This is a genomic window from Mucilaginibacter gotjawali, from assembly GCF_002355435.1.
GTDB lineage: Bacteria > Bacteroidota > Bacteroidia > Sphingobacteriales > Sphingobacteriaceae > Mucilaginibacter > Mucilaginibacter gotjawali.
Window position 1 is genome coordinate 3,575,565 of record NZ_AP017313.1, and the last position, 19,195, is coordinate 3,594,759.

Here is a 19,195-nt window from a genome sequence, read left to right on the forward strand (position 1 = left end):
GTAAATATTTAATGTTTATGATGTAAAATTGCTAACCTTTACCATTAAAAACCATGATTGCGGTCATCTCATTCAGTGATGTTTATCATAAAAAATACTAAAAGCTAGTTAATTATTCCACCGGGCGAAACGGGCAAAACCAACTCGAAAATTGTGCCGTTTTCGTCGCTTTTAAAACTGATTTTCCCATTCATTAATTCTACATACCGTTTTACAATATTGAGGCCCAGGCCGGTTCCCTGTATCGTACCAATATTGCCGGCCCTGAAAAAAGGCTCAAACAGGTGTGCCTGGTCAACAACCGGAATACCGATACCATTATCCCTTACTGTGATTATATATTGTTCTTCATTTTTTATTGTTTTCACTTCTATTACCCCATCCTCGCCTGAATATTTAATGGCATTTGATAGGAGGTTGAAAACACTATGCCTTAGCAGGTTATCATCCACCATTATTCTTTCAGGCCCCCCGTTGTTCATATAATCAATTCTCTGCCCCGGCCTGGCCTGCAATGACAGCTGCATTATTATTTCGTGCATAAGCACCTTCAAATCAATTTCCTTCAGTTCGGTTTTCAATTTACCCGATTCAATACGTTCAACCGATAGAAAATCATTTAAAATTGCAGTGATATAATTAACGGAAGATTTGATCTTACTGAGGTGGTATAACACCTTATCGCGATTCAGTTTATCATAATATTGCTCAATAAGCGATGCCGAAAGCTGGATACTGCTGAGCGGAGTACGAAATTCGTGCGAGGCTACCGAAACGAATTGCGTTTTTAGCTGATTCACTTCTTTTTCCCTGAGTAATGAGTTGTAAACTTCATCTTTTGCCTTTTCAAGGGCGATGACAATATTTTTGAGAGAACCTGTTCTTTCTTCAACTATCGCTTCCAGTTTTGAGGTATATAAATGCCGTTCTTCCTCCGCCTTTTTTTCCAGACTAAGATCATGCACAACCCCCGCAAATAAAATTTTGTCGAGGTATTTTACTTCGCTCACTGCCAGTCTTGCAGGAAAAACCGAACCATCTTTTTTTAACGCTTTTACTTCTCTGCCCTTGCCAATGATCCGGGCCTGCCCGGTTTTTTTGTACTCGTCTATATGCGACTGGTGTTCGGGCCTGTCATGTTCGGTCATTAAAATACCGATATTTTTACCGTTTAACTCGCCCTGATCGTAACCAAATAAAATACAGGCCGAAGGGTTGGCTGTCAAAATAGTGCCATGGTCGTCTATAATGATAATCCCGTCTACAACATTTTCAATAACAGCTTTTAAAAGATCATTATTCTCCATCGGTATTATAAATTATCTTGCACTTGCACATATATCGTTTTTATTCATGCTCAAATAACCATTTAAAAGGTCTTACTTTATTCTCAGGCTTTAAACCATATTGTTTTATACTTTTTTCGATAATGTGCATGGTGGCCTCCTCGATGCTATCGGTAACCAGGTAAAGGCGGGCATCCGCTTCGCCGATGGTGCCATTCTTTTTCATAGTTTCGATATGTCCGATCAATTCCTTATGATATTCTTTACCAAAAATAATTATGGGAAAATTCTCGATTTTACGGGTTTGAATTAAAATTAAAGCTTCAAAATATTCGTCCATAGTACCGTACCCGCCAGGCATTACCACAAAAGCAAATGAATATTTAACCAGCAGCACTTTACGTACAAAGAAATGCTTTACATATACCCACTTATCAAGGTATTGATTGGGTTTCTGTTCAACCGGCAGCACTATATTGCATCCAACGGAACGACCGCCTACATCTTTGGCGCCCCTGTTGGCGGCTTCCATTAAACCCGGACCGCCGCCCGTTAAAATGGTAAAGCCCAGTTTTGCAAATGCTGCCGCAGCTTCGCGGGTGAGCTGATAATACGGATGATCTTCTTTAAAGCGGGCAGAACCAAAAATGGTTATACATGGGCCGATAAAATGCAGTCCCCTGAAACCTCTGATAAACTCAATGATCATTTGAAAAGTGAACTTTAATTCCTTATAACGGGAATGCGGGCCATCAAGGAATATGATCTCAGACTTGTTCATTAGTAAATTAAAGGGAATAATCAACCAGTTTAGTAATTGATAAATACAAAAATGAGCACATAACAACGACGCCCAAATGATGAGCATCATCCGGAAAAGTGACCTGGGTCATATTATCCCCCCCCCGTCCACGAAAAAACCACCGTTAAAGCTTATCTCTTACCCGGGAAATATAAGCAAAGGCACCGTAACATAAGCCGGCAACTGGTTTGTTATATGCCTCCCTATAATTTGTTCAAAATGGAACTGGTGGTTGATCAATACCAAAAGATCAGTATTTAGCCCGTTGATCATTACATCAACCACTTTTTGAATATCTCTTTCTTTAATATTATTAAAAAACAACTGGTCGTAATTCACTACGCTGCCGATGGCCTCGCTAAAAAAACGCATGGCATAATTTTTTTCCATATCTGGCAATCCCCGGGCAGAAATGTGCGCTATCTGCAATTTAGCATTGTATGGCCTGGCGATACTAGCCAAACATTTCACAACAGGGAGCTGACAATACCTCAGATCGGCCATGTAAACAATTCGCTCCAGGTCCTTCACCTGGTATTTGCCGGGAACAAGCAAAAGCGGGCACATTACCCGGTTTAAAACGCAATGAATATTAATTTGCCTGGTTTCTCCCATCAACTCCACATTTTCATGCATGCCCTTAACCATCATCCAAATATTGTTTTTAATAACAAACGCAGCCATATCGTTTTCAGAGAAGCCAGCGGCATTAAAATCACTTATCCGCGGTTTAAAAACACTTTTATTTTGGCTGTTTAATAATACCAGTTTGCTTAGCAAACAAGGTCTGGATTTGGGTTTAGACTTAAACTTAACGCCATCGTCCGCATTAACCGCAACCAAAACATATTCCATTGCCTTTACCGGCGCATTTTCTTTAAATATATTAGCAATTAAAAGGTCGGCATTTACCTTTTGGGCGATGTTCAAGGCCAACTTAGCAGCATGTGCGGCTTCCGGAGAAGCATCGTTGATAACTACAATGGTTTTCATCGGTTTAATTGTTAATAAATTATCAAAATACAATTTTGGTTATAAGAGGGGCTTCATAAATTTCGGAAATTATTTTCAGAACAACCCATGATCCCTGTCACTTAAAAAATTGATCCTGATCATAAAACCACCTCTCTTTCCCTATTATTCATCATTAATATTACAGCGGTTATTTTATTTACGCGGCACGCTGATAATATGACTTGTATCAGCTATTGGGCTGACGCCCATCATACCACGGGCGAAATTATTGTGGTTATTTTGAGCATAATCTGCTAACGATGGCAAAGAAAAGAGAAACAGGAGAAGCGGTTGAGATACCGGAACCTGCAAAAGAACCCGAAATTAAACCCGCAGCTGATCCAAAAGAACCAGCCGCCCCAAAAGAAGCCCCAAACAGCATCCCGGTTGAAAATCCGGTTGGGCCACCACCCAATGAGGTTCCTTCACCCGGCCAGGCTTTCAATACGTATTAGCAATTAATTTTTTGTTTTAAACATTTGTTTAATTACTTTGTTTAACTTAGGTTTGTAGGGAAATTTCGCAGCATGGATAAACCTGGTAACATAACAAATCCCGACGCTTCAACCGAAGAAAAGATCAAAGAGGCTGCCCGGGTTGTATTCACCGCTAAAGGGTACGCCGCTACCACAGTGAGAGATATTGCGGCCCAGGCAAACATTAACCTGGCTTTAGTGAATTACTATTTCAGGAGTAAGGAAAAGCTATTCGACCTGATCATGGCCGAAACCATGAAAATTTTATTTGACAAAATAAAGCCGGTAATTTATGATGAATCTACAACTCTGAACGAAAAGATAAGCGGGATAGTGGACAGTTACCTGGAGTTATTGCTGGAAAACCCTGAACTGCCCTTATTCGTGGTAAGTGAAATGAGATCAGGTTCGGATATGCTCCCGAAAATGACGGAAAACGGGAAATTGTTTTTAGAATCGCACTTTGCCAAACAGATCCGGCAGCTACAGGCAAAAGGCCAACTTAATTTTCATCCGGTCAATATTATGATGAATATGCTTGGGCTCATCGTCTTCCCTTTTATCGGGCGGCCTTTAATGCTCAAAACCGGGATAGTAAACGAAGAGGAATTCAGAAAAATAATTGAAGAGCGCAAAAAATTAATCCCGTTATGGATCGTCAGTATAATAAACCTTTAAATTTTTTATCAAAATGACCAAAATATTTAAGGCCAAAATATTTCCGTTCAACCAACAATGGTTCGGTATCCTGCTCCTGCTTTTGATGGCAAACCTTTTTACACCGATTGCAAAAGGACAATCATCTTTAACTATAAATGAGTGTTATAGCCTCGCCCGCAAAAATTATCCGTTGATAAAACAAAGGGATTTGATCACCAAAACAAAAGAATACTCTGTTTCAAATGCAGCCAAGGGTTATTTGCCGGCATTTTCGGTAAACGGGCAGGCAACCTATCAATCCAACGTAACCACATTTCCATTTTCTATCCCCATAAAAGGCTTTACCTTACCAAATTACAGTAAGGATCAATATAAAATATTTGGCGAATTGGACCAGACCATATATGATGGCGGCGTTATCAGCAACCAAAAGCAAAATGCTGAGGCGAATGAAATCATACAGCAACAAAGCCTTGAAGTTCAATTGTATGCCTTGTACGACCGCGTGAACCAGTTATTTTTTGGGGCGCTGCTTGTAAATGAACAGCTTAAACAAAACGACCTGTTAAAAGCCGATGTACAAAACGGTATCGACAAAGCAAAAGCGCTGCTGGCCAACGGCATGGCCTACCGCAGCAGCGTGGATGAGTTATCCGCACAAATATTACAAACCGAACAGGCGAGAGTGGAACTTACTGCTACAAAAAAAGCTTTTCTGAATATGCTGGGCCTGTTTATCAATAGCCCGCTGGACGAAAATACCGTGCTTGAAAAACCCGCTGAGCCGCAGCTTAGCCAAACCATCAGCAGGCCGGAACTAATGACCTATGAATACCAGAAAAAAACCTTCGACTTGCAGGACAAACTGTTAAATGCGCAATTACGCCCTCATTTTGGCTTTTTCGCCCAGGGTGGATACGGCAGGCCCGGCTTAAACCCATTGAGCAATAATTTTCAATGGTATTATATTGGCGGCTTAAAGCTCAGCTGGAATTTAGGCAGCTTATATACCTTAAAAAATCAACGGGAATTACTTGATATCAACCGGAAAAACCTGGATATACAAAAAGAAACTTTCCTGTTTAATACCAGCGTCACTCAAAAACAGCAAAACGCCGATATAGAAAAATATATGCAGCTGGTAAAAAACGATGATGCCATCATCGCGCTGCGCGAATCGGTAAAAAAAGCGGCAAGCGCGCAGCTTGAAAACGGTGTGCTAAGCGCACATGATTATATTAACGAGGTAAATAATGAAGACCAGGCCAGGCAAAACCTCATCCTGCACCAAATGCAGCTTTTACAGGCCGAATACAGTTACCAGACTACCATAGGCAATATCAAAAATTAAGAAACAAAAGATTACTCGCATGAAAACACGGATATTTTTATACATCATGATAATGCCCCTGCTATTTACAGGATGTAGTTTAAATGATCATTTATCAGATGCATCAGGCACATTTGAGGTGGATGAAGTGATTGTGTCGTCGGAAGTGCCCGGGAAGATCCTGTCGCTGAATATCGACGAAGGTTCTTTGCTCAAAAAAGACAGCATTGTAGGCATCATAGACTCTATTCCACTTGAGTTGCAAAAAGCACAGGTGGAGGCATCGATAAGTGCACTGCATGAAAAGACAATGGACGTAGGGCCGCAGGTACAAATGCTTAAAGACCAAATAGCTGTACAAAAAACACAACTGGCAAACGCAATGACTGAAAAGGCACGTACAGAGCGTTTGATAAAAGCAGATGCCGCCACCACCAAACAACTGGACGACTGGAACAACCAGATCGAGGTATTAAAAAAACAGATCGCAGTAAACGAACAGCAAATAAAAGTACAGGAAACCACCACCGGCACGCAGAACAACAGCGTTTTGAGTGAAGCAAAACCGTTGAGCAAATCGGTAGCTCAGATCAATGACCAGCTGAAACGTACCAATATTAAAAACCCGGTCAACGGCACCGTGCTTACTAAATACGCAATGGCGGGTGAAGTAACTTCGGCGGGCAAAGCCCTGTATAAAATAGGCGATCTTTCGGTTGTAACACTGAGAGCTTATATCACCGGGACGCAGCTTGCACAGGTAAAATTAAACCAGCATGTTAAGGTTTTGGTGGATAAGGATGCCAGCAATTACCGCACCTACGACGGGGTGATCAATTTCATATCGGACAAGGCAGAATTTACACCAAAAACCATCCAGACAAAAGATGAACGGGCCAACCTGGTGTACGCGATAAAGATCCATGTAAAAAACGACGGCTACCTGAAGATAGGGATGTACGGCGAAGTAAAGTTTTAAAGCCTCACCCTGCCCTCTCCAAGGGAGAGGGTTCTTTAAAAGCAAGTGGTTCAAGTCCTCTCCTTTGGAGAGCCTGCCGGCCGCAGGCAGGGATTTAGGTGAGGCCAACAAATATCAGAATAAAAAAACATTGAACGAATTAAAGCATGAAGCCCGTAGTTGTCGAGAATATTATTCAAAAATATCACGTTAAAAAACAGTGGTAGCTGCCCTTAAAGGCGTTTCGTTTACTGTTGAAAGGGGTGAGATTTTTGGCATCATAGGCCCCGACGGCGCGGGTAAAACATCCCTGTTCCGCATATTAACCACCTTGTTGCTTGCCGAAAGCGGCAACGCATGGGTGGATGGGTTTGATGTAATAAAGGATTATAAAGAAATAAGGAACCGCATCGGTTATATGCCGGGCAAATTTTCATTATACCAGGACCTTTCGGTGCAGGAAAACCTCGAGTTTTTCGCTACTATTTTTAATACCACCATCGAAAAAAACTACGAGCTGATCAAAGAAATTTACCTGCAGATTGAGCCATTTAAAGAAAGGAAAGCTGGCCAGCTGTCAGGCGGAATGAAACAAAAACTGGCCCTGTGCTGCGCGCTGATCCACAAGCCCTCCGTATTGTTCCTTGACGAGCCAACAACAGGTGTGGATGCAGTATCCCGCAAAGAATTTTGGGACATGCTTCACCGGCTAAAATTACAGGGCATTACCATACTGGTATCAACCGCCTATATGGATGAAGCCAGCCTTTGCGACCGTGTAGCCTTAATTCAAAAAGGCGAAATTCTGTCAATAAATACCCCTGAGGGCATTATTGACCAATTTGAAAAACCTTTATGGGCCATTAAGGCTAACGAAATGTACAAACTGATGAATGCCATTAAGAATGATCCGGCTGTTGAAAGCTGTTATCCCTTCGGGCAGTACCATCACGTGGTTTTTAAAACGCAGGAAAACAGCAAACAAAAGCTGGAGAACTTAGCAAAGGCCGGGCATTATACCGATGTGGAGATTGAGGCTATCAAACCAAATATTGAAGATTGTTTTATGGCATTGATGAACGATTAAGATGGAAAAAGTTATCACCGCAAAAGATTTAACCAAAAAGTTCGGGGATTTTACCGCTGTGGACAAGATCAACTTTGATGTGGAAAAGGGTGAAATATTTGGCTTTTTGGGAGCAAACGGCGCCGGAAAAACTACGGCGATGCGGATGCTTTGCGGTTTGCTGTTGCCTACATCAGGCCAGGCCACGGTTGCGGGATTTGATGTTTATAAACAAAACGAAAAGATCAAACAAAACATCGGCTATATGAGCCAGAAGTTTTCGCTGTATGAAGACCTGACTATTACCGAGAATATCCGTTTTTACGGTGGTATTTATGGTTTGAGCAATGATCGGATTAAAGAAAAAACGGCGCAGCTGATCAAACTGCTGCACCTGGAGGGACAGGAAAAAACATTGGTAAAAGCCCTGCCGCTTGGATGGAAGCAAAAACTGGCTTTCTCCATAGCGATAGTGCATGAACCCGCGATTGTTTTTTTGGACGAGCCAACCGGCGGTGTTGACCCGATAACCCGCCGTGAATTTTGGGGCCTGATATATGAAGCATCGGCAAGGGGGATCACCATTTTTGTAACCACCCATTACATGGATGAAGCGGAATATTGTAACCGGGTTTCGATCATGGTTGACGGCAGGATCGACGCGCTTGATACACCGGCAAATTTAATGAAAAATCATTCGGCAAGTTCAATGGATGAGGTGTTTTTGCATTTGGCCCGGAAAGCGGTGCGGACAGGAGATTAGGTTTATGTCATTAGGTCATTGTTTAATTGATACGGTTTAATAAACGATTAACAACGTGAAGCAATTTTTAATTTTTGTAAAAAAAGAGTGGCTCCATATCTGGAGGGACCGGCGCACCCTGTTTATCCTGATCTGGATGCCTATCGTACAAATCATCCTGTATGGCTTCGCGTTGACCAACGAGGTAAAAAATTCGAATATTGCCATTTTTGACCAGTCACAGGACCAGGCGTCAACCGATATTTCCAAAGAAATTGCGGCGAGTCGCTATTTTAACCTGGTAAAAAATGTGCATTCGTACCAGGATGTGGGCGCAACGTTCAGGCAGGGAAAGATCAGGTTGGCGATTATTTTTCCGGTCAATTTCCGGTACGATCTGCTGCACAGCAACCATGCGCAGATCCAATTGATCGCTGATGCATCCGACCCAAATACAGCCAACACACTTACCAACTATGCTGGTTCCATCATCAACGATTACCAGCAAAGTTTAACTAATAATGAGCAATTACCTTATACTATAAAAACACAGGTACGCATGCTGTATAACCCTGAATTAAAGGGCGCTTATAGCTTTGTACCGGGTGTAATGGCATTGGTGCTGATGCTGGTTTGCACCATGATGACATCTATCGCCATTGTAAAAGAAAAAGAAATGGGCACGATGGAAGTGATACTGGTATCACCCTTAAAACCGTTCCGGATCATCATTGCGAAAGCTGTCCCCTATTTATTTGTCTCGCTGCTTAACATTACCAGTATCTTGCTGCTCAGTGTTTATGTATTGGATGTACCCATTGTGGGCAGCTTATGGCTTTTGATGGCAGAGAGCACCTTGTTTACCATAACTTCGCTGTCATTGGGCATCTTGATCTCTAACAGCGCAAAAACGCAGCAAACGGCTATGTTTATTGCCATGATGTCCTTGTTTTTGCCCACGCTATTGTTCAGCGGCTTTATGTTCCCGATAGAAAACATGCCGGTGCCGATGCAGGTCATTTCAAACGTGGTGCCGTCGAAATGGTTTTATATCATCATTAAGGACATCATGATAAAGGGGCTTGGATTTACCGCTGTTTGGAAAGAAACGCTGATATTGGTGGGCATGACCATGACACTGCTGGGTATCAGTATTTATAATTTTAAAATCAGGCTGGCATGAGAATGTTGAAATTTTTATTGCAGAAAGAGCTGAAGCAGATATTCCGCGATCCGGGGATCATCAGGGTGTTGTTTATTATGCCGATGGTGCAGTTACTTATTTTACCCCTTGCTGCCGATTATGAAATAAAAAACATTAACCTGGGGGTGGTTGACCAGGATCATACCGAATATTCGCGCATCCTCACCAATAAAATTATTGCCTCCGGATATTTTAAACTTAAAGATTACAGCCCAACCTTTAACCAGGGCCTGAAAGCCATTGAACTGGATAAAACCGACCTGATAGTAGAAATTCCGCCGCATTTTGAGCGCGACCTGGTAAAAGACAACCAGGCAACGTTATTTATCGCCGTGAACGCCATTAACGGTGTTAAGGCGGGCCTGGGCGGGGCTTATGTGCAGCAAATCATACAGGGCTATAACCAGAATGTCCGCATGAAATGGATCCAGGCGCCCAGGTATAGCCCGCAGCCCACGATTGACGTAACGTATTCCGACTGGTACAACCCCCACATGAACTACAAGGTATTTATGGTACCGGGCATTTTGGTGATGCTGGTGACGATGATCGGATCCTCATTTGCGGCAAACAATATCGTACGTGAAAAGGAATTGGGCACCATCGAACAGATTAATGTGAGCCCGATAAAAAAATGGCAGTTTATTTTAGGCAAACTTATCCCCTTCTGGATGCTGGCCCTTAGTGTGCTCACGTTAGGTTTAATAATTGCCAGGGTTGTTTACGGAATTATTCCGCTGGGCAGCTATTTTACTATTTATATTTTCGCTTCGATATACCTGCTGGCGGTTCTGGGGCTCGGATTGTTATTGTCCACCTACGCGCAAACCCAGCAACAATCTATGCTCGTATCGTTTTTTGTGACGATGATATTTAACCTGCTTAGTGGGTTATACACTCCTATTGAAAGTATGCCGACCTGGGCACAATGGATTACCAAATTTAACCCGGTATCCTATTTTATCGAAGTAATGAGGATGGTGATGTTGAAGGGCAGCGGGCTTACGGATATCAGGTTCCATATTGTGGCTATTTTAGGTTTTGCACTTTTTTTTAACGGCTGGGCTGTTTTAAATTACCGGAAAAGGACCGGTTAGGTCCGGATTACCTTATTTGTTCATTTTTTATGCAAAATTCTACCATTTGTAGTTTTTTGTAAACACAAAAGGGACTTTTACCCTATGTGATATGTTTGCCGGCAATTTGGCATGATTATTTTGTTATGGCAAATACATTTACTAAAAACAAAATATTATGAGATCAATCCTTTATATTATCGCTGTCATCCTGATAATTGGATGGGCGATTGGCGTGTTTGCTTACTCGGCAGGTGGAATAATTCATGCTTTGCTTGTAATAGCAATTATTTCAATTCTTATCGGCTTAATCAGGGGTGATACCTCTGTCATTTAAAACGAATTGTTTATTTCATATCGAGGCGGCCCTGCGGGTCGCCTTTTTTTTTGGTATACCGGCTTAATATTTTCACGATCATCTCCTCTTAAATAAATTAATCGCTTATATTTAAACAACCTTAAATCCATCTGATTTTTATATAAATGAAAACAGTTTTTGACGAAGAAACAAGACGCGAATTAATTGAAAGAATTAATAACCTGAATGAAAACAGCCTCGCCCAATGGGGTAAAATGAATGTATACCAGACGATAAAACATTGCATACTGGCAGACGAAAATTATTTGGGCAAACGGAATTATAAACGGACATTTCTCGGGCGGGTTATTGGCAAAATAGCCCTAAAGGGTATGCTGAAAGATGACAAACCTATGAGCCGGAATGCACCTACCGGCAAAGATTTTAAGATAACTGAAACCAAAGGCAATCTTGCTGCGGAGAAAGCTAAATGGATTGCTTCGATCAGGGAATACGGGGATTTTTCAAACCCTGGTTTCGTTCATTGGTTTTTCGGAAAAATGACAAAGGAACAGGTGGGCTACTTTGCGTATAAACACAACGATCATCACTTAAGGCAATTTGACTGTTAAAATAAATGGACTGACCGTTGATAAGTTTTAAGGCTGAAACATTTACTTTATCAAAAAATGAAAATAGTTAAGGTAACCTATACCACCACAGCAGGATACGCAGAGCAAAACCAGCGCAATATCAAAAAGGTAATGAGCGATCTGCAGGAGCTGGCACATCCGGGTATTTTTTATCACGTATGTATGGGGGCTGATGGTAAATCATTTACGCATACTGCCTTTTTCAGCACCGAAGAATACCAGCAAATACTTTTCGACCTTGTTTCCTTTCAAACTTTCCAGTCAGAGCTGAAACAAAGCGGCCTTGATTCACCTCCGAAACAGGAATTTTTAACACTGGTGGGCTCATCAAAACAAATATTTAACGAAAAAATAAATTAAACTTATGAAAGAACAGATCGGCACAAAAGAAAACCCAACCCTATTAAAAACCCCACCATTATCGTCGGAATACACCATGCATTTTGATGTAAAAGACGGTAAAGACGTTTTAGTATGCACCGTTGGAAAGACGGTATTGCTGTATGACTACCATTGTTTGGCAGACCTGCATGCAATGCTGAAACAGCATGCCGACTGGATGGAACTGGGCAGCGCAGATGAACAAAAACCTGCCAAAGAAGGTACTGTTGAAGCCTGGGGCCGGTCGGACAAAAACCCTGTGGGCGGATGGTACGGCCTTAAGAAAGGCCTTCGCGGGCGCTTTGGTATGTATATCCCGCCGTTAATGGAAAAACTTGGGTTGGCCGAGGTTACGCACGATGCAAAAGGGAATAAAATGAAAGCACTGTAGTTTGGGCCGCATTTGTGCCTTCAAATATGGCCGATCAATATTTCATTTCGCGTATTCACTGCCGGGGAATGAACACGATTGGATAACAAACTGAATAAAATATCTTTTATCTCAAAAAATGCCTTTAAAATTCTTAAAATTGCACGTATTGCTATTGTTACATGCAAAATTTAACATTTTTTAAGAATTGATATAGATACTATTAGAATCCTTTATACGTTTGCATAACCGATGCGTTTTGCATCAGGCTGATAATGGCATAAAACAAAATATTACTCCGGCACTTTTATATGAAAAAACACCTTACTATTTTATCTGCAATTTTAATTTCCTTATTCTCTTTAAACGTAAAAGCACAGGATGACAAACCGGTTGCTAAAAGTTACCTGACATTTATGGGTGGCACATCAATCCCGCTGGGTAGCTTTGCATCCACCAATTACAGCGATAACAAATCGGGGTTTGCTAAAAAAGGCCCTACATTCGGCTTAGACGCTGCAGTGTATGTGTATAAAAGCCTGGCAATTGGCGCTACCTTTTCGTTCCAGGACCAGGGTGAATTAAGCCAGGCCGACGCCCAAAACCTTGCAAATGGCTACAATGCCAGTTTTACCAAGAACCAAAGTTCAGTAACTACGGTAAACCGATACCATAACCTCAATTTGATGGCCGGGCCACAATATTCGTTTTTGTATAAAAATTTCACGTTGGACCTAAGGGCTGACGCCGGATTGATTAAAAGTTCGTCCACGCCATCAATTATCATTGTTTTTAATAATTCATCTAATTCGGGATCTACCTATAACCAGTTGAGCTCTGGTGCCACCGCTTTTGCATATGGAGGCAGCGCAGGTTTGCGTTATGCGCTGAGCGATTCATGGGATGTAGGCATTCGGACTAACTATGTAACTTCAAGCGGTTTAAAAATTGAAAATACCGGTGGCGACACCGGCACGGTAGGCCGTTTCCAAACCAAGCTTCCGATAAGCGAGATTCAAACAACTATTGGTATGACCCTTAAGTTTTAATCCCTGCAGTTAACAAGAAACAATTTTTCGAAAATAGTAAAAGCGGCTGCATCAACAGCTGCTTTTTTGTTTTTGACAACTTATTACCACAAAAGCAGCAGCAATGTGTTAAAAATCTTCAATGGCTATACCTAAAAACCTGCCTACGCCGCTTTAATAATTATAACTTTTGCGTTACATTAACTTTTAAAACATTTTTTTATTATTTTAGCTAAAGTATCCCTGTTTTAATACTTCCTGGTTTTTATGCTGAAACACAGCCGCAATCCTCTCCCGAACCACCCGGGGATGAAAGCTGTTTTTTTATCGTAAAATAGTGCTGCAAGATTTGATCATTAGTTTTTTACCTAAAATTTTATTGTATGCAAAAAACACTCTACTACAAAAGTTTTATTTTTATTTTAAAAAATGTTTGCTTAACGGCTGTATTCGTCCTGCTTCTTATAGGTAATGCCATGGCGCAGGCGGGGCAGGTAATCAAAGGAACAGTAACTGATGCTGAAACAAAAGAGCAGCTTGCCGGCGTTACCGTGAGCGTGAAGGGGGGCACCAATAAGGTGGCTACCGATGTAAACGGAGCGTATGCGATAACCGTGCCCCCCGGAAGCGTACTGGTTTTTTATACGATCGGCTATGACCGGATTGAATTTACGGTAACTAACCAAACCTCCATCGATGTAAAATTAAAACAATCAACCACGCAGCTTAAGGATGTAATGGTTACCGCACTGGGTATTACCAAGGAAAAAAGGGCCATCGGCTATTCAGTATCTGAAGTAAAAGGGGCATCCATTACCGAGGTGCGCGAAAATAGCTTCGTAAACAGCTTGGAAGGCCGGGTTGCCGGGGTAAACGTTAGCGGGGTTGCTACCGGCCCTAATGGAGCCAGCAATGTTATTATCCGCGGCATTACCAACATGACGGGTAACAACCAGCCTTTGTACGTGTTAAATGGCATTCCATTAGTTAATAATAATTACGCCACAACGGATGTTGGTGGCGGTTACGGGGGCAAAGACGGCGGCGATGGCATCGGCGATATTAACCCGGACGATATTGAGACAATCTCTATATTAAAAGGAGCGGCAGCTACCGCATTGTATGGCTACCGCGGTTCAAACGGAGTAGTTTTGATCACTACCAAAAAAGGTAAAAGCGGCGAAGGCCTGGGCGTTGAAATTAATTCAAACTATGTGAGCGAAAATGTGATTGATGAGACCAATTTTCAAACACAATATGGGCAGGGATATAATGGCGCCAAGCCGGTAAACGCAGCGGATGCACTCGGATCAATGGAATCAAGCTGGGGAGCCCCGCTTGACGGGACAAAAACATTCCAGTTTGATGGGGTAAAGAGGCCGTACTCAGAAGCAGCCAAAGGCAATCTCGGTCGTTTTTATCACGCCGGCAGCAATTTCACCAACACGGTTGCATTTAGCAAAGGTTTTGGGGACGATGGTGCAACCCGTTTTTCGGTAAGCGACCTATACGACCAAAGCTATGTACCAAATGCCGGACTCAAACGGCTCACTTTTAATCAGACAACCAATCTTAAACTGGCAAAAAGTTTAACGCTCGACCTTTCCTCGCAGTATGTATCTGAATATACCCAAAACGCACCCAACGTGTCTGATGCTGTTGGTAACCTGAACTGGGGCCCAATGTTTGTTCCGCCGAATATAAACATTACCACCCTGGCAGGTCCGTTTGGCAACGGAACTATGGCCAATGGCAATGAGTTAAATCCATTCGCTGACCCTTACACCACTAACCCCTATTTTGCAGCTTATCAGTTACAGGGCGCTATTCACCGCAACCGTTTTACGGGTTCGGCCAATGCCAAATACACTTTTGACAACGGCATTTTTATCGGCCTTGCAGTTGCCGATGATTATACCAGCGACCGTAATACCAATATAGAACCAATTGGCACGGGCTATTTGGTTGACGAGGGTGTTAATGGAGATATGTACGAGCAAAACGTTAAACAAACAGAACTTAATATAGATTTGACTACAGGAAAAAAGATCAAATTCAGTAAAAACTTCTCCACTAATTTATTGTTCGGCGTAAATTACCGGAAGTCGGTTCAGGAATACTTCACCGCATCAGGCCAAAATTTTGCCATCCCATTATTATATAATATCGGCAACCTTGAAAACCTTACGGATAACTATTCCTTAAATAATGAAGAATTTGAATCAGTATACGCCAGTGCCGATCTGTCTTACAAAGATTTCCTGTATTTGACTGTAACAGGCCGCAATGACTGGTATTCAACGCTGGCGCCGGGAAAGATCAATTATTTATATCCATCATTAAGCGGTTCATTTGTTTTCTCGGAGTTGCTGCATATACCAGCGTTGGACCTTGGAAAGATCAGGCTCAGCTACGCAGACGTAGGCGGGGCTGCTGATAATCCTTACCAAACATTGCAAACCTATGCCATTGCCGGTACCTTAACTATTACCAATGGAATTTTCCCGATAGGTACTGCCGGAAACGGGCAGGTGCCGAACAGTGCACTAAAACCCTCATCAAGGCGTGAAATTGAAGCGGGCCTTGAAATGGATTTCTTTAAAAACAGGTTAAAGTTTGACCTTGCTGTTTATCAGAAGAAAGTGATAGATGATATTGTACCGGTTACTATTGATTATACATCGGGCTACAATTCGGCCCTTCTTAATGTAGGAACACTCAGGTATAATGGCCTTGAACTGGCAATAGGTGGAACGCCGGTTAAGAGCCGGGATATTACCTGGGATATCGACTTTAACGCTTCCTATACCAAAGGCAAAGTAATCTCGCTTGGCGGACAGCCGCAAATTACGCTCGGTTATGAAGCCCAGGATTGGGGATCGGCTGCATATACCCAGCAAATAGTAGGTAAAGAGCCCATGCAAATTATTGCATTGGACCCGGCCCGGGATAGCCAGGGAAAAATCATTATCGACCCTGCATTGGGAGCGCCGGACCCTTCGCTTGCACAACCTAAAGATTATGGGTCGGCCGAGAACCCCTGGACCGGCGGTATCAACAACTCATTTCACTTCGGACCGGTTAACCTTTCCTTCCTGATCGACGGAAAATTTGGCGGTAAATTATTTTCAAACACTAACCTTATCGCCTACCAGCAGGGGCTTTCAAAATTAACTTTGCCCGGCCGGGATCTGCTCTATGGTACCAACCAGCAATATGCATCGGGGTATTATGGCGACTGGCAGGCAGCAGACCAGGGAATGTTTGTGTATGATGCCAGCTTTATTAAGTTCAGGCAGTTGACGTTAGGTTATGATTTCCCGGTAAAAAAGCTGTTTAACAATAAAATACATGGGTTAAAACTGAGTTTTGTTTGTCACAATGTATTCACTATAACTAAACATACACCAAATATTGATCCTGAATCAACTTATTCTGCATCGATATATACGCAGGGGCTGGAGGCACCGGCAGTTCCCTATTCAAGGACTATCGGGTTAAACCTTAATATCAAATTGTAAGCAAACAGGTGTAAACTTTAAAAATTAACAACATGAAATTTAAATATATATATCTAATCATTGCTGCTTTTATCATAGGCTCTGCTGCTTCGTGTAAAAAGGAGCTGACAAATGTAAACACCAATCCAAATGCTATCACATCAGATAAATATGATCCCAATCTTTTATTAACCACGGTTCAGTTGATGTATACAGGGAGCACCAGTTTTGGGGGGAGTGCATGGGCTACCAAGTGGGGCGGCGTTGGCTGTTTTATTCAGCATACCGCTTCAACCAACCCCGGCTTTTATTACGGAGACAAATATTTAAATAATATAGGCGCCATGGGCGAAATGTTCCAGGACTCCTATACCTCTGAAGTTCAGCCGGTAGTTGAACTGTACCTTTTAACAGCAAATAAAACCCAATACCGGAACCTGCACCAGATGGCGCGGATAATGAAGGCAATGGTATTTGAGCAAATAACCGACCTTTATGGTGATATTCCTTATTTCCATGCAGGTTTAGGTTATTACGAGCGCCTTTACACCCCTTCATATGATAAACAGGAAGTGATTTATCCCGACCTGCTAAAAGAAGTATCGCAGGCCGTTGACAGCCTGAGTGAAAGCGCCGATAAGCCGAGCGGCGATGTTTTGTATTCATCAGCCGGTGATCAGATCGCCGAATGGAAAAAATTCGGCAACTCATTATTGTTGCGGATGGCTATGCGTTTAACCAAAGTAGACCCGACAACAGCCCAAAGCTATGTAGCAAAAGTAGTGGGTAAAACATTTCAAAACAATGGCGATAATGCTATTGTACAGCACCAGGATGGGAACCAGTTAACCCAAAACAGGGATGCGCTTGAAATATTCGGCAATGACAGTACCGACCTGAAGCTATCGAGTGCATTTATCAGCGGCATGAAAATCAACAGCGATCCGAGGTTGCCTGTGGTGGCCTGGATCTATTCACAGGATAACAATGGCAATAGTACCGGTGACAGTGATCCGGCTGACCAGATCGGGATGCCTCCCGGCTTTATTGCGGGTGGTAATAACCCTGCCATAAACATTACCAAACTTGATACTTTTCCCAAGGCAGGCATACCCGGTTACTCTCGTATAAATGACAATATATTGAACACAGCGGCACCAACTTTAATACTGACTTATGCTGAAACTGAGTTTTTACTGGCCGATGCCGGTAAACGATGGCCGTCCCTTAACATCTCCCCGGCAACGCATTATAAAAATGGTGTATTGGCGGCTGTTACCCAATTGTCCGTATATGGCGATGGTGCTGCCATCAGTGATGCTGACGCACAGGCTTATTATGAAAATGTGGCCTATAATGATGCCAATGGGCTTAACCAGATCAATACCCAATATTGGCTTTGCACATTAATGGACGAATACGAAGCATGGAGTAACTGGCGGCGCACGGGCTTTCCAAACTTAACACCCGTAAATTACCCGGGGAACGTAACCAGCGGCACCATACCACGCAGGCTCACCTATCCACCAAGCCAAAAAATCACCAACCTGGCAAATTATAACGCTGAAATAGCACAATTAACCGGCGGTGATAAAATGACCACTCATATTTGGTGGGATAAGTAGCAAAGTCAAAAGTCCCGCGTCGAAAGTCTTAAGTCGGGTAGAATTTGCGCCGACTTGAGACTTTTGGCTTAGCCTTTAGACTCACAAGGAGGCTCCTCACCTACCAGCTGCCGTTCGATGCGCTTATCGGGAATAAACCAGATACAGGCAACAACGATGTATAGAATAAAGCTGATGTTTGAGTTAAGCCAGGACATTGCTATTGCGGTAGCATAAATACCTATGGAAACTTTCCCCTTCCAATCTTCGCCAATAGCTTTTGCCAGTACCGAATTCCGGCCATGGTGCCGTATCAGCGCCAATAATAAAATGGTATAGGCACAGGCATTCATAATGAGCACGATGCCGTAGCAGGTTACCGGCCAGCGTGAAAAATTATTTTCGCCCATCCATGCGGTAACAAAAGGAACCAGGGAAAGCCAGAACAGCAGGTGCATATTGGCCCAAAGGATGGCCCCGTTTACGGATTCCGCCGCCTGCATCATGTGGTGATGGTTATTCCAATAAATGCCCACATAAATAAAGCTAAGCAAGTAGCTTCCAAGAACCGGGATCAGCGGCTTTAAGGCGCTTAAATCAGCGCCATGAACCCCTTCCGGAATTTTTAACTCCAAAACCATTATGGTTATAATAATGGCAATCACGCCATCGCTAAATGCCTCTAGACGACCTTTTTCCATATTATTTGAGGTGAAGAGTTAACGGCGAAAGGTAAGAATTAAGTCC

General features: G+C 42.6%; 19 protein-coding genes. 15 read left to right on the forward strand and 4 right to left on the reverse strand.

Annotated features, from left to right (window positions below; genetic code table 11):
• Positions 1-104 precede the first annotated feature (104 nt).
• From MgSA37_RS15855 to MgSA37_RS15865, 3 genes are all read right to left on the reverse strand, one after another.
• Positions 105-1,307 carry a PAS domain-containing sensor histidine kinase gene (locus MgSA37_RS15855; protein WP_096353261.1) on the reverse strand — a complete coding sequence of 401 codons (1,203 nt, stop codon included), beginning with the start codon at positions 1,305-1,307 and terminating at the stop codon, positions 105-107.
• Positions 1,308-1,347: 40 nt separating this feature from the next.
• A complete protein-coding gene (locus MgSA37_RS15860; protein WP_096353262.1) occupies positions 1,348-2,067 on the reverse strand; it encodes an LOG family protein in 720 nt (239 codons plus the stop codon).
• 159 nt (positions 2,068-2,226) lie between these two features.
• The gene (locus MgSA37_RS15865; RefSeq protein ID WP_096353264.1) at positions 2,227-3,081 is read right to left on the reverse strand and encodes a hypothetical protein; all 855 of its coding nucleotides are present in this window, start codon (positions 3,079-3,081) and stop codon (positions 2,227-2,229) included.
• Between the two features lie 281 nt (positions 3,082-3,362).
• On the opposite strand from MgSA37_RS15865, the gene MgSA37_RS15870 reads away from it, so the two are divergent.
• From MgSA37_RS15870 to MgSA37_RS15935, 15 genes are all read left to right on the forward strand, one after another.
• A complete protein-coding gene (locus MgSA37_RS15870) occupies positions 3,363-3,557 on the forward strand; it encodes a hypothetical protein (protein ID WP_096353265.1) in 195 nt (64 codons plus the stop codon).
• A gap of 72 nt (positions 3,558-3,629) precedes the next feature.
• Positions 3,630-4,256, forward strand: coding sequence for a TetR/AcrR family transcriptional regulator (locus MgSA37_RS15875; protein WP_096353267.1), 627 nt, complete (start codon positions 3,630-3,632; stop codon positions 4,254-4,256).
• Positions 4,257-4,269: 13 nt separating this feature from the next.
• Positions 4,270-5,589, forward strand: a complete 1,320-nt coding sequence (locus tag MgSA37_RS15880; RefSeq protein WP_197706007.1) for a TolC family protein — start codon at positions 4,270-4,272, stop codon at positions 5,587-5,589.
• Positions 5,590-5,608: 19 nt separating this feature from the next.
• Positions 5,609-6,547 (forward strand): HlyD family secretion protein, encoded by a 939-nt coding sequence (locus MgSA37_RS15885; RefSeq protein WP_096353268.1) that lies wholly within the window; start codon positions 5,609-5,611, stop codon positions 6,545-6,547.
• 199 nt (positions 6,548-6,746) lie between these two features.
• Complete coding sequence (locus MgSA37_RS15890; protein ID WP_157750593.1) at positions 6,747-7,613, forward strand: ABC transporter ATP-binding protein; 867 nt, start codon at positions 6,747-6,749, stop codon at positions 7,611-7,613.
• Position 7,614: 1 nt separating this feature from the next.
• A complete protein-coding gene (locus MgSA37_RS15895; protein WP_096353270.1) occupies positions 7,615-8,355 on the forward strand; it encodes an ABC transporter ATP-binding protein in 741 nt (246 codons plus the stop codon).
• Between the two features lie 55 nt (positions 8,356-8,410).
• Positions 8,411-9,517 carry an ABC transporter permease gene (locus MgSA37_RS15900; protein ID WP_096353271.1) on the forward strand — a complete coding sequence of 369 codons (1,107 nt, stop codon included), beginning with the start codon at positions 8,411-8,413 and terminating at the stop codon, positions 9,515-9,517.
• Complete coding sequence (locus MgSA37_RS15905; RefSeq protein ID WP_096353273.1) at positions 9,514-10,635, forward strand: ABC transporter permease; 1,122 nt, start codon at positions 9,514-9,516, stop codon at positions 10,633-10,635. The genes MgSA37_RS15900 and MgSA37_RS15905 overlap by 4 nt, the downstream gene beginning before the upstream one ends.
• A gap of 157 nt (positions 10,636-10,792) precedes the next feature.
• The gene (locus tag MgSA37_RS28275; protein WP_157750594.1) at positions 10,793-10,951 is read left to right on the forward strand and encodes a lmo0937 family membrane protein; all 159 of its coding nucleotides are present in this window, start codon (positions 10,793-10,795) and stop codon (positions 10,949-10,951) included.
• 146 nt (positions 10,952-11,097) lie between these two features.
• Positions 11,098-11,544: a DinB family protein gene (locus tag MgSA37_RS15910; RefSeq protein ID WP_096353274.1), complete on the forward strand. Its 447-nt coding sequence runs from the start codon at positions 11,098-11,100 to the stop codon at positions 11,542-11,544.
• A 57-nt stretch (positions 11,545-11,601) separates the two neighbouring features.
• Positions 11,602-11,925: a hypothetical protein gene (locus MgSA37_RS15915; protein ID WP_096353276.1), complete on the forward strand. Its 324-nt coding sequence runs from the start codon at positions 11,602-11,604 to the stop codon at positions 11,923-11,925.
• 4 nt (positions 11,926-11,929) lie between these two features.
• Positions 11,930-12,337, forward strand: a complete 408-nt coding sequence (locus MgSA37_RS15920) for a DUF6855 family protein (RefSeq protein WP_096353277.1) — start codon at positions 11,930-11,932, stop codon at positions 12,335-12,337.
• A gap of 290 nt (positions 12,338-12,627) precedes the next feature.
• Positions 12,628-13,365, forward strand: coding sequence for an outer membrane beta-barrel protein (locus MgSA37_RS15925; protein ID WP_096353279.1), 738 nt, complete (start codon positions 12,628-12,630; stop codon positions 13,363-13,365).
• Between the two features lie 362 nt (positions 13,366-13,727).
• Entirely contained in the window at positions 13,728-16,865 is a 3,138-nt protein-coding gene (locus MgSA37_RS15930; RefSeq protein ID WP_096353280.1) for a SusC/RagA family TonB-linked outer membrane protein, read from the forward strand.
• Positions 16,866-16,897: 32 nt separating this feature from the next.
• Entirely contained in the window at positions 16,898-18,469 is a 1,572-nt protein-coding gene (locus MgSA37_RS15935; protein ID WP_096353282.1) for a SusD/RagB family nutrient-binding outer membrane lipoprotein, read from the forward strand.
• Between the two features lie 68 nt (positions 18,470-18,537).
• Here MgSA37_RS15935 and MgSA37_RS15940 read toward each other — a convergent pair whose 3' ends face one another.
• On the reverse strand, positions 18,538-19,149 hold the full coding sequence (locus tag MgSA37_RS15940) for a TMEM175 family protein (RefSeq protein WP_096353284.1): 612 nt from the start codon (positions 19,147-19,149) through the stop codon (positions 18,538-18,540).
• Positions 19,150-19,195: the final 46 nt, after the last annotated feature.